This window comes from Proteus sp. LHD240705 (assembly GCF_047921555.1).
In the GTDB taxonomy this organism is placed as follows: domain Bacteria; phylum Pseudomonadota; class Gammaproteobacteria; order Enterobacterales; family Enterobacteriaceae; genus Proteus.
Genome location: NZ_JBLRMI010000004.1, coordinates 257129 through 269196, shown reverse-complemented (window position 1 = coordinate 269196; position 12068 = coordinate 257129). Strand labels below are relative to the sequence as shown.

Annotated in this window: 10 protein-coding genes; all 10 read left to right on the top strand. The window is 39.8% G+C overall.

Features of this window, described 5'->3' with window-relative positions; genetic code table 11:
- The first annotated feature begins 32 nt into the window (after nucleotides 1-32).
- Entirely contained in the window at nucleotides 33-2354 is a 2322-nt protein-coding gene (pbpC, locus tag ACNART_RS10315) for a peptidoglycan glycosyltransferase PbpC (protein WP_198629839.1), read from the top strand.
- Between the two features lie 343 nt (nucleotides 2355-2697).
- Nucleotides 2698-3123: a nucleoside-diphosphate kinase gene (ndk, locus tag ACNART_RS10310; protein WP_023581630.1), complete on the top strand. Its 426-nt coding sequence runs from the start codon at nucleotides 2698-2700 to the stop codon at nucleotides 3121-3123.
- A 155-nt stretch (nucleotides 3124-3278) separates the two neighbouring features.
- Nucleotides 3279-4460 (top strand): bifunctional tRNA (adenosine(37)-C2)-methyltransferase TrmG/ribosomal RNA large subunit methyltransferase RlmN, encoded by a 1182-nt coding sequence (locus tag ACNART_RS10305; RefSeq protein WP_023581631.1) that lies wholly within the window; start codon nucleotides 3279-3281, stop codon nucleotides 4458-4460.
- A gap of 88 nt (nucleotides 4461-4548) precedes the next feature.
- Complete coding sequence (locus ACNART_RS10300; protein ID WP_198619733.1) at nucleotides 4549-4983, top strand: hypothetical protein; 435 nt, start codon at nucleotides 4549-4551, stop codon at nucleotides 4981-4983.
- Nucleotides 4984-5059: 76 nt separating this feature from the next.
- Nucleotides 5060-6043 (top strand): cytoskeleton protein RodZ, encoded by a 984-nt coding sequence (gene rodZ, locus ACNART_RS10295; protein WP_198619734.1) that lies wholly within the window; start codon nucleotides 5060-5062, stop codon nucleotides 6041-6043.
- Nucleotides 6044-6090: 47 nt separating this feature from the next.
- Entirely contained in the window at nucleotides 6091-7212 is a 1122-nt protein-coding gene (ispG, locus tag ACNART_RS10290; RefSeq protein WP_196534106.1) for a flavodoxin-dependent (E)-4-hydroxy-3-methylbut-2-enyl-diphosphate synthase, read from the top strand.
- A 122-nt stretch (nucleotides 7213-7334) separates the two neighbouring features.
- Complete coding sequence (gene hisS / locus ACNART_RS10285) at nucleotides 7335-8618, top strand: histidine--tRNA ligase (protein ID WP_368927704.1); 1284 nt, start codon at nucleotides 7335-7337, stop codon at nucleotides 8616-8618.
- 10 nt (nucleotides 8619-8628) lie between these two features.
- A complete protein-coding gene (locus ACNART_RS10280; RefSeq protein ID WP_109370956.1) occupies nucleotides 8629-9249 on the top strand; it encodes a YfgM family protein in 621 nt (206 codons plus the stop codon).
- Between the two features lie 14 nt (nucleotides 9250-9263).
- Nucleotides 9264-10436 carry an outer membrane protein assembly factor BamB gene (gene bamB, locus ACNART_RS10275; RefSeq protein ID WP_109370955.1) on the top strand — a complete coding sequence of 391 codons (1173 nt, stop codon included), beginning with the start codon at nucleotides 9264-9266 and terminating at the stop codon, nucleotides 10434-10436.
- A 119-nt stretch (nucleotides 10437-10555) separates the two neighbouring features.
- Entirely contained in the window at nucleotides 10556-12046 is a 1491-nt protein-coding gene (gene der, locus ACNART_RS10270; protein WP_098942308.1) for a ribosome biogenesis GTPase Der, read from the top strand.
- The last annotated feature ends 22 nt before the right edge of the window (nucleotides 12047-12068 follow it).

Sequence of the window (12068 nt, the reverse complement as noted above, 5' to 3'; positions counted from 1 at the left end):
TTCGGAAAGGGCTTTTTCCTTTGAGTGATTGAATGAAACTAGGATATAAACGGCTTATTGCTGTTATCATTATTTTTTTGCTAACAACGCCAATTTTAGTCTGGATCGCAGATAAAATTTGGCCTCTCCCTGATCCTGAACCTCAAATTGCGACGATTGTTACAGCGCAAGATGGTACTCCTCTTTGGCGCTTTGCCGATAAAGAAGGGGTATGGCGTTATCATGTCAAACTCGCTGATGTCTCTCCTGAATATTTAGAAGCTTTAATCACTTATGAAGATCGCTGGTTTTATCAGCATCCTGGTGTTAACCCGATGGCGATATTACGTGCGGCGTGGCAAGATCTAAGTTCAGGAAGAATTGTGTCAGGCGGAAGCACATTATCAATGCAAGTGGCTCGCCTTATTGATCCTCACTCCCGTACTTTAGGGGGAAAAATCAAACAGCTTTGGCGCACCTTGCAATTAGAGTGGTATTACTCAAAAGATGAAATTCTGGAAATTTACCTCAATAGAGCACCCTTTGGCGGTACGTTAGAGGGCATTGGTGCTGCAAGTTGGGCTTATTTAGGCAAATCACCCGCTGATTTATCTGCGGGAGAGGCGACATTAATGACTGTATTGCCACAAGCACCAAGTCGTTTACGACCAGATAGATATCCTGAACGTGCTCAAGCTGCCAGAGATAAAGTATTAGATAGATTGGCTGAGTATCAAATATGGCCACAAGAAAAAGTTGATGAAATCAAAGAAGAGCAGGTTTTATTAGCGCCAAGGCAAACACCGCAATTAGCACCACTGCTGGCTCGCCGTATGTATAACGAAAAGCGAGAGCCTGTTATTACCACCACGATTGATATCAATATTCAACGACAACTCGAAGATATTGCGAATCAATGGAAGTATCAATTAGCGGATAAAACATCCTTAGCCATCCTAGTTGTTGATCATACGGATATGAGTGTGAAAGGGTATGTTGGTTCTGCTGATTTTAATGACAATTCGCGCTTTGGTCATGTCGATATGATTAGCGCATGGCGTTCGCCAGGTTCAACATTAAAGCCATTTATTTATGCACTCGCATTAGATGAAGGGCTTATTCATGCAGAATCACTCTTACAAGATGTTCCTCGTCGATTTGATAATTATCGTCCTGGTAATTTTGACTCTGATTTTAATGGTGCGGTCAGTGCCAGTGAAGCACTAAGTCGTTCTTTGAATTTGCCAGCAGTACAACTTATCGAAGTGTATGGTGCAAAGAAATTTGCAGCGAAATTGCGTCATAACCATCTTGAAATGCGCTTTCCTTATGGTTCAGAGCCAAATTTAGCGCTGATCTTAGGAGGAACTGCAACACGAATGGATGAGCTCGTTTCCGCCTTCAGTGCATTAGCAAGGCAAGGAAAAACAGCACCGTTGCGTTTTAAGCCGGAACAAATAATAGAAAACCGAGTGTTGATGTCACAAGGTGCGGCATGGATTGTCAGACGCATATTAGCCGGAGAAGCCAGACCTCGCCCAGATAGTGCAATTTCACCCGTTGTTCCTTTAGCTTGGAAAACAGGGACAAGTTATGGCTATCGGGATGCGTGGTCTATCGGTGTGAATGCTCGCTACACCATTGGTGTTTGGGTGGGCAGACCTGATGGAACACCTGTTGCAGGGCAATTTGGCTTTGCAACGGCTGTCCCTATTATGAATCAGGTCAATAACTTATTAACTGGCTATTTCTATCAAAATAAACAAAGACCACCTACTGATTTACGTCCTAATAGTGTAACAGCAGCAACAATCTGTTGGCCGACAGGTAAGGCATTACCTAAAGAAGATAGTAACTGTCGAGTTAGTCGTCGAAGCTGGATCTTAGATAACACTATTCCGCCAACTTTATTGAATGATAGCCAAGAAGGTATTTTGGGGATCAACGAAAAAATTTGGTTAGATGATGAAGGTAAACGCACTGGGCCTAATTGTCCTAATGCAGAGTTAAAAGATATTGCTTTATGGCCGATAGCATTAGAAGCATGGTTGCCTGAAAAAGAGCGCAGAGCAAAACGACTGCCACCGATTTCTGAAACTTGCCCACCAATTAAAGAAGATATTATTCCCTTGTTTATCTCGGGTATTCGTGCGGGTGATTTATTAAGGCCATTACCTGGTGAAACTAATCTCGAAATAACAGTTTCTACGCAAGGAGGAAGTGGTATGCAATGGTGGTTTTTAAATGGTGAGCAAATAGGTAAAACAGAAAACGGAGAAACATTCTCTTATTTATTAGAGAAACGAGGTAAATATCAACTTTCTGTGCTTGATCTAAGTGGTCAAACGGATATGGTTAATTTTATATTTCGTTAAACTAAATCAATGGAATAAATGAGAACTGAGAGATTTTTCACTAAAATAGGTTTTTTAATAAAGATAATTAGACTATTTATCGAGTGTCATTTCGGTTCTTTTTTATTTTTATTTTCAAGTTTGAACATGGAATACGTCAAAAATGTGATTAGATCGATAATTTATAACTTTTTTGCCACAGTTTCTTAAAAAAAAGGATATTCAATCTGTGCAATTTATTTTTATCCTCCTATAATCGAGCCCTATTTTTTGCAGGGAATGCGGTTTTTGATTCGTTTTTCCATGATCTGCGATAAAAGAAATAACAAAAGTTATCATTAATAAAATAATTTAGAGGTAAGACATGGCTATTCAGCGCACATTTTCTATTATCAAACCAAACGCAGTGAAAAAAAATGTTATCGGCGCTATCTATCACCGTTTTGAAAGTGCAGGTTTTAGCATCATTGGCGCTAAAATGTTGCATTTAACGCGCGAACAAGCTGAAGGCTTTTATGAAGAACACAAAGGCCGCCCTTTCTTTGACGGTCTAGTTGAATTTATGACTTCTGGTCCAATCATGGTTCAAGTGTTAGAAGGTGAAAATGCGATTCAACGTCACCGTGATCTGATGGGCGCAACTAACCCAGACAACGCATTAGCAGGTACATTACGTGCTGACTACGCTGATAGCTTTACTGAAAACGCGGTACACGGTTCAGATTCAGAAGCTTCTGCTGCTCGTGAAATCGCATACTTCTTCACTGAAAACGAAGTTTGCGCGCGCTAATTTATTAGCATCTCTACGCGAAAAACAGTACAATGCGACGCCCTGTTTGATAATTAACAGGGCGTTTTTTATTATTGTTTATTATACAAATATATAAGTATCCCATTAGCATCAATGCTAATGCAGGCCGCATAGTGTAACAACGAGGCAATGTCATGACCCAATCTACCACTCCAGCGCCAAGCGCTTCTGTCGCTGTTTCTAAAGAAAATACTGTGAATCAAAAAACTAAAATTAATCTGTTAGATTTAAATCGTAAACAGATGCGTGAGCTTTTTGTCTCTATGGGCGAAAAACCTTTCCGTGCTGACCAAATTATGAAGTGGATGTACCACTACTGTTATGACGATTTTGATCAAATGACAGATATCAACAAGGTGTTACGCAATAAATTAAAAGAAATTGCTGAAATTAAAGCACCTGAAGTTTCTGAAGAACAACGTTCAACAGATGGCACGATTAAGTGGGCAATTAAAGTTGGCGATCAACAAGTAGAAACTGTGTACATTCCAGAAGATGATCGCGCAACATTATGTGTTTCTTCACAAGTGGGTTGTGCTTTAGAGTGCAAGTTCTGTTCAACTGCACAGCAAGGTTTTAACCGTAACTTGAAAGTGTCTGAAATTATTGGGCAAGTTTGGCGTGCAGCTAAAATTATCGGCTCATTAAAAGAGACAGGCCGTCGTCCTATTACTAATGTCGTGATGATGGGAATGGGTGAGCCATTACTAAATTTAAATAATGTTATTCCAGCACTTGAAATCATGATGGATGATTTTGGTTTTGGTCTATCTAAACGTCGTGTCACTGTCTCTACATCAGGTGTTGTACCTGCATTAGATAAATTAGGTGATGCTGTGGACGTGGCTTTAGCTATTTCATTGCATGCACCAACTGATGAAATTCGTGATGAAATCGTTCCAATTAACAAGAAATACAATATTGAAATGTTTCTTGAAGGTGTTCGCCGTTATATTGCTAAATCAAACGCGAACCAAGGGCGAGTGACTATTGAATATGTCATGCTTGATCATATTAATGACAGCACAGACCAAGCACACCAATTAGCTGAGCTTTTAAAAGACACGCCGTGTAAAATTAACTTAATTCCATGGAACCCGTTCCCAGGTGCGCCATATGGACGTAGTTCTAATAGCCGTATTGACCGTTTCTCTAAAGTATTAATGGAATATGGCTTTACGACGATTGTACGTAAAACCCGTGGCGATGATATTGATGCGGCTTGTGGACAATTAGCAGGTGATGTTATTGACCGTACAAAACGTACACTGAAAAAACGCCAACAAGGTGAACTAATTTCAGTAAAAGCAGTCTGATACAGTTGGATATCTCTTTCTTTGTGAAGTGTATTACATAATTACAATGTAGAGAGAACAAGGATGAATATATTTGAGGAATAAAACGATGATAAGGATATCATCAGTAGTTATAACTATTGGCTTGATGCTATTGACACTTGGTTGTCAATCATCAGCCAATCAAGAACGTGTTGCAGTGTCTACACGTTTACAATTAGGTGATGCTTATTTAGCTGAAAGACAATATCAAATAGCGCAATATCATTTCCAAAAAGTGTTATCAGTGATGCCAAATCATCCTGATGCAAATTTAGGAATGGCATTAACATCGCAGTTATTAGGAAATTCTATTCAAGCGTTAGATTATTACAAATTAGCGATGAACTCGAAGCCAGTAAATGTTAATGTATTAAGGCTTTATGGTAATTTCCTTTGTGAACAAAAACTATTAAACAATAATAGTGTGTTAATTGAGGATATACCGCCAGATTATTTGGTCTGTCAGCAAAGTGATAATAAAATATCAAAAAATTCGCGGTGATATACGTTAAGGTACTTTGTGCTTTTGCGAGTTCATCAATGTTAAACATCCAATAGCCACAGTGCCTAGATTGCTAATGAATACTGAAAACAAAACCGAAGAAGTGAAATTAACAGCAGGTCAACTTTTACGTCAGGCACGAGAAAAAGTAGGGCTAACACAACAAACTGTTGCTGATCGACTTTGTTTGAAGTTATCAACAGTGCGCGACATTGAAACAGATTCTGTTTCTTCTGATATTGCACCCACATTTTTACGCGGATATATGCGTTCTTATGCCAAGCTCGTTGGTGTTCCTGAAAAAGACATCCTTGGTTTTATCGACCAACAAGCGCCTGTTAAACAAATTAGAATGACAACCACACAAAATTACTCATTAGGCAAACGTCATAAAAAACGTGAAGGTTGGCTGATGAAAATCACTTGGGTGATTTTGATTGTTATGATTGCATTAGTAGGTGTTTGGTGGTGGCAAGGTCATCAGGCGGATCAACAAGAATTAGTCTCTATGGCATCTCAAGACGTAGGGCAAAATAGTACACAAGAAAACACCAACACGATAGATTCTCCTTTAGCAACCTTAGATAATACGTCAACATCTGAAGGTGATAATTTACAAGTACCTGCGTCGCCATTAGTTGATAATCAGGCGAATAATGTCGCTACATCACCAACGGCTGAAACGACGTCACCAGCACCAACAGTACCAGTACCAACAGAAGTGAGAACGGTTCCATTACCAGTCTCACCACTAACAACATCAACAACTTCTCGAGCAAATTCAACGCAAGAATCTACTTCATCGGAAGCTCCTGCTATTGCGAATCAATTGGTTCTTATGTTTGATGGTGAATGTTGGTTAGAAGTTCGTAATGCTCAAAATAAAGTCTTATTTAATGGTATTAAGAAAGCGGGTGATCGTTTGGAATTTGATGGTGAGCAACCTTATAAACTAAAAATAGGCGCACCTTCTGTTACTCGCTTACAGTTTAATGGTGAATCTGTTGATTTAAGCCGTTTTACTGGGAAAATAGCGAAAATAACAGTACCGAGCGCTTAATCTGACTACACCTTTGAGCAAGCATGGAAGCATGGGAGAATTAATCAATGCATAAAGAATCACCTATTATTCGTCGCAAATCGACACGAATTTATGTGGGCAATGTACCTGTTGGCGATGGCGCTCCTATCGCGGTACAGTCGATGACGAATACACGAACAACAGACGTAGAAGCGACTGTTCGCCAGATAAAATCTCTGGAACGTGTAGGGGTGGATATTGTTCGAGTTTCTGTACCCACAATGGATGCTGCGGAAGCATTCAAATTAATTAAGCAACAAGTTAATGTGCCTTTAGTCGCTGATATTCATTTTGACTACCGTATCGCATTAAAAGTCGCTGAATATGGTGTTGATTGTTTACGTATCAATCCAGGTAATATTGGTAGTGAAGAACGCATTCGCCAAGTTGTTGATTGCGCCCGTCACAACAATATTCCTATTCGTATTGGCGTAAACGGCGGTTCACTTGAGAAAGATATTCAAGAGAAATACGGAGAGCCAACACCTGAGGCGTTAGTTGAATCGGCGATGCGCCATGTGGATATCCTTGATAAGCTGAATTTTGAACAATTTAAAGTCAGTGTAAAAGCTTCTGATGTTTTCCTTGCTGTTGATTCTTACCGTTTGCTAGCAAAAAAAATAGATCAACCATTGCATCTTGGGATCACCGAAGCGGGTGGTGCAAGAGCGGGATCTGTTAAATCTGCGATTGGTCTTGGGATCTTATTATCAGAAGGTATCGGCGATACATTAAGGATCTCATTAGCTGCAGATCCGGTTGAAGAAGTTAAAGTCGGTTTTGATATTCTCAAATCCTTACGTATTCGTTCTCGCGGAATTAACTTTATTGCTTGCCCAACGTGTTCTCGTCAAGAATTTGATGTTATTGGAACAGTCAACGAATTAGAGCAACGTTTGGAAGATATCATCACACCTATGGATGTTTCTATTATTGGTTGTGTTGTTAATGGACCAGGCGAAGCTGAAGTTTCAACGCTAGGTGTAACTGGCGCTAAAACACGAAGTGGTTTTTATGAAGATGGTGTGAGACAAAAAGAGCGTCTTGATAACGTTAATATGATTGATTTATTAGAAGCGAAAATTCGAGCTAAAGCATCAATGCTTGATGATAGTATGCGTATAAATATAAATCAGCTGGACAAATAATACTCAAAAAACTGGCTCATTAATCAATGAGCCAGTTTTACTATTGATTTCACATTGAATACTGATTGATTTCGCTTCTATAATCAGCCTAACAATCAATTAATAACTATTAGAGAAGAAAAGTGGCACAAAAAATCCAAGCCATTCGTGGTATGAACGACTATCTACCTGCTGACACTCGTGTATGGCAGAAAATTGAAAATACGCTAAAACAAATTTTAGCGGGTTACGGCTTTAGTGAAATCAGAACACCTATCGTAGAGCATACCCCTCTATTTCAGCGAGCAATTGGTGAAGTGACCGATGTTGTTGAAAAAGAAATGTATACTTTTACCGATCGTGGCGAAGATGCTCAAAGTCTGACATTACGCCCAGAAAACACAGCAGGTTGTGTTCGTGCGGGTATCGAGCATGGTTTGCTTTATAACCAAGAACAACGTTTATGGTATTTAGGACCAATGTTCCGTTATGAGCGCCCTCAAAAAGGTCGTTATCGTCAATTCCACCAGTTAGGTGCAGAGGTCTTTGGTCTACAAGGCCCAGATATTGATGCGGAATTAATTATGCTAACTGCGCGTTGGTGGAAAGCGTTAGGTATTGCAGAACACGTAACATTAGAACTTAACTCTATTGGTTCATTAGAAGCGCGTGCTAAATATCGTGAAGCGTTAGTTGCTTTCTTAGAGCAGCACGTAGATAAGTTAGATGAAGACTGCAAACGTCGTATGTATTCTAACCCATTACGTGTTTTAGACTCAAAAAATCCAGAAATTCAGACTTTATTGAATGATGCGCCTGAACTTTTCGATTATCTTGATGACGAATCAAGAGCGCACTTTGATGGTCTTTGTGCTTTATTGGATGCTGTCGGTATTACATATCGTGTTAATCAGCGTTTAGTTCGTGGTTTAGACTATTATAACCGTACTGTTTTTGAGTGGGTAACTAGCGCATTAGGTTCACAGGGAACCGTGTGTGCGGGCGGCCGTTACGATGGCCTTGTGAAGCAACTTGGTGGACACCCAACACCAGCAGTTGGTTTTGCTATGGGGATGGAACGCATGATCTTATTAGTTCAAGCGGTTAACCCTGAATTTGTTGCAGATACTAATGTCGCTGATGTTTACCTTGCTTCATTTGGCGAAAAGAGTCAAAGCGAAGCATTAATGCTGGCTGAAGAAATTCGTGATCAATTACCAACATTACGTTTAATGACGAATCATGGTAATGGTAACTTTAAAAAGCAGTTAGGGCGTGCTGATAAACAAGGCGCTAAAATTGCTCTGATTTTAGGCGAAGATGAAATTAATGCCGGCACTGTTGCAGTGAAAGATTTGCGTTCAGGGGAACAAACAATCGTTGCTCGCAATGAGCTCGCTCAGCAATTGACTCTGTTATTAGGTTAAGGAGAGACTTGTGGAAGTTTATAGCACCGAAAACGAACAAGTTGATGCAATTAAACAGTTCTTTAAAAACTACGGTTTAACTATCGTTTTAGCCGCTGTTATTGGTTTTGGTGGTGTGTTTGGTTGGAAATATTGGCAATCACATCAAACAAATCGTCTGCAAGAAAGTGCAGGTGCTTTTGCAACAGTCAGCGAGGCACTTGCTAAGCCTACGCCTGAAAATATTGCATTAGCTGAAAAATTTGTTACTGAAACGAATGATATTTATGGCGCTTTAGCTTCATTAGAGCTAGCCCAAATCGCTATTGATGCTAATGATTTAGTCAGTGGTGAACGCCATCTAACGAATGCTGTGGCAAAAGTAAAAAATGACGCATTTGCAGATATGCTTAATCTTCGTTTAGCTCGTGTACAATTAGCATTAGATAAAACAGATGCTGCTTTAGTTTCGTTAGAGCAAGTGAAAGGCAAAGCATGGAATGGAATGAAAAATTATATCCGTGGCGATGTCTTAGCGAAAAAAGGCGATAACACGGGTGCTACAACCGCTTATCGTAGCGCATTAACTGATGAAAATGCGGGTGCTATTCGCTCACTGGTTGAACTTAAACTCAATAATTTATCCAATTAAAGGGATCTTCAGACATGCAACTGCGTAAAACTCTCCTGGTTGGTCTACTAGCATCTGCTTTGTTGGCAGGATGTTCTAGTGAACAGGATAATGTGACAATGTCTCCATTGCCTGAGGTGCAAAGCCAATTTACACCTAGAGCTGTTTGGGACAAATCAGTTGGAAATGGTATTGGTAAATACTATTCTCACTTGTCACCAACATGGGATGGCGCAGTTGTTTATGTCGCTGATCGCCATGGTTTAGTGAAAGCATTAGATGTAGAAACAGGTAAAGAGCTTTGGTCGCAAGATCTCTCTATTAAAACAGGTTTTCTTTCATCCAATGAGTCCGCATTACTTTCTGGTGGGTTAACAGTTTCAGGCACTCGCGTTTTTGTGGGAACTGAAAAAGCGAAAGTATACGCACTGAACACTGAAGATGGCTCCATTGATTGGGAAGCAGATGTTGCTGGTGAAGCCATTTCAAAACCTGTTGTTAGTGATGGTTTAGTACTTATTCATACCAGTAATGGTATGTTGCAAGGACTCGACTTGTTAAGTGGTGAGATTTCTTGGACTATTAACTTAGATACTCCATCATTATCTCTTCGTGGCGAGTCTGCACCTGCTGTTGCTTATGGCGCAGCTATTATTGGTGCAGATAATGGCCGTGTCAGTGCAGTTGTTCTTTCTCAAGGGCAGTTGATTTGGCAACAAAATATTTCACAAATTAAAGGCTCTACTGAAATTAGCCGATTAAATGATGTGGATATCACACCGATTATTGATGAAAATACTGTTTACGCAATGGCGTATAACGGTAATTTAGTTAGCCTTGATATGCGTTCTGGACAAATTCTTTGGAAACGTGAGTTAGGCTCAGTCAATGATATGGTGCTGTTGGGTGATAATCTTTACCTTGTTGACCAAAATGACAGAGTTTTATCTGTTCGTAAATCTGATGGTGTGACATTATGGACACAAGAAGATTTATTGCATCGCAATTTAACTGCTCCGGCTATTTTTGATGGTTATTTAGTGGTTGGTGATGCAGAAGGTTATCTCCATTGGATTGATACCAATACAGGTAAATTTATTGCACAAAACCAAGTGAACAGTTCAGGCTTATTAAGTCGCCCTCAAGCGGTACAAGATAAACTGATGATCCAAGCTCGCGACGGTAAGCTTTATCTTTATAGTCGGTAATTAATTGCTGACAAATCTATTTATTTTACGGCTCCTTTAAAGGAGCCGTTTCGTCTTTCTAGTAATTACATGTAAAATACAATCAGGTTTGTGATTGTATTTTTATGAGGCATCAAAAAATGATACCCGTTATTGCCTTAGTAGGGCGCCCTAACGTGGGTAAATCCACGTTATTTAATCGACTAACACGCACAAGAGACGCTTTAGTTGCCGATTTTCCAGGCCTCACCCGTGACCGTAAATATGGTCGAGCAGAGTTAGAAGGCGAAGAATTTATTATTATTGATACCGGTGGTATTGATGGTGCTGAAGAGGGTGTTGAAACCCATATGGCATCACAATCGCTACAGGCTATTCAAGAAGCCGATATCGTACTGTTTTTAGTTGATGCTCGTGCGGGCTTGATGCCAGCAGACCAAGGTATTGCAAAACACCTTCGTGGTGTTGAGAAAAAAACGTATTTAGTTGCGAATAAAACTGACGGTATCGATATTGATACTGCATTAGCTGATTTTTACTCTTTAGGATTAGGCGAAATCTTCCCAATTGCTGCATCTCATGGTCGTGGTGTTGCTCAATTGATTGAACAAGCACTCTTACCAATTACGGGTAAAGTAGTGGAAGAAGAGCTAGAGCTGACTGAAGAAGAAGAAAATGCGGCTTATTGGGCTGCATTAGAAGCAGAACAAGAAGCACAAGCGTTAGAAGAGGAAGAAGACGACTTTGATCCTTCTACATTACCGGTAAAATTAGCGATTGTTGGTCGTCCTAATGTCGGTAAATCAACATTGACAAACCGTATGCTTGGTGAAGATCGTGTGGTTGTTTACGATATGCCAGGTACAACCCGTGACAGTATCTATATTCCAATGGAACGTGATGAAAAAGAATATATCATCATCGATACAGCGGGTGTTCGTAAACGTGGTAAAGTAAAAGAAACAGTAGAAAAATTCTCTGTTATCAAAACATTACAAGCCATTGAAGACTCTAACGTTGCATTGCTGGTTATTGATGCCCGTGAAGGTATTTCAGATCAGGATCTTTCATTATTAGGTTATATCTTGAATGCAGGTCGTTCATTAGTCATTGCTGTTAATAAATGGGATGGCATGACACAAGACGATCGCGAACAAGTAAAAGCCATGCTTGATCTTAAACTAGGCTTTGTTGACTTTGCGCGTGTTCACTTTATTTCTGCATTACATGGTAGTGGCGTGGGTAATCTTTTTGAATCAATTCAAGAAGCCTATGTCTGTGCAACGCGTCGCGTAGGAACTTCTATGCTAACTCGCATCATGAAGATGGCAGAAGATGATCATCAGCCACCAATTGTTCGTGGACGTCGTGTAAAAATGAAATATGCACATGCTGGTGGTTATAATCCACCTGTTGTAGTTATTCATGGTAATCAGGTCACTGATTTACCAGATAGCTATAAGCGCTATTTGATGAACTATTTCCGCCGTACTCTGCAAGTGATGGGTACGCCAATCCGTATTCAATTTAAAGAGGGTGAAAACCCTTATGCGGATAAGAAAAATAAATTAACACAATCTCAGTTGCGTAAACGTAAGCGTTTAATGTCACATTTGAAGAAATCGAAATAAGTTAATTTAACGTCAAAAAATA

What these genes read in the sequence shown, in the direction of transcription:
- pbpC (WP_198629839.1), top strand. Translation starts at nt 33, where the DNA reads ATGAAACTAGGATATAAACGGCTTATTGCTGTTATCATTATTTTTTTG.
- ndk (WP_023581630.1), top strand. Translation starts at nt 2,698, where the DNA reads ATGGCTATTCAGCGCACATTTTCTATTATCAAACCAAACGCAGTGAAA.
- ACNART_RS10305 (WP_023581631.1), top strand. Translation starts at nt 3,279, where the DNA reads ATGACCCAATCTACCACTCCAGCGCCAAGCGCTTCTGTCGCTGTTTCT.
- ACNART_RS10300 (WP_198619733.1), top strand. Translation starts at nt 4,549, where the DNA reads ATGATAAGGATATCATCAGTAGTTATAACTATTGGCTTGATGCTATTG.
- rodZ (WP_198619734.1), top strand. Translation starts at nt 5,060, where the DNA reads ATGAATACTGAAAACAAAACCGAAGAAGTGAAATTAACAGCAGGTCAA.
- ispG (WP_196534106.1), top strand. Translation starts at nt 6,091, where the DNA reads ATGCATAAAGAATCACCTATTATTCGTCGCAAATCGACACGAATTTAT.
- bamB (WP_109370955.1), top strand. Translation starts at nt 9,264, where the DNA reads ATGCAACTGCGTAAAACTCTCCTGGTTGGTCTACTAGCATCTGCTTTG.
- der (WP_098942308.1), top strand. Translation starts at nt 10,556, where the DNA reads ATGATACCCGTTATTGCCTTAGTAGGGCGCCCTAACGTGGGTAAATCC.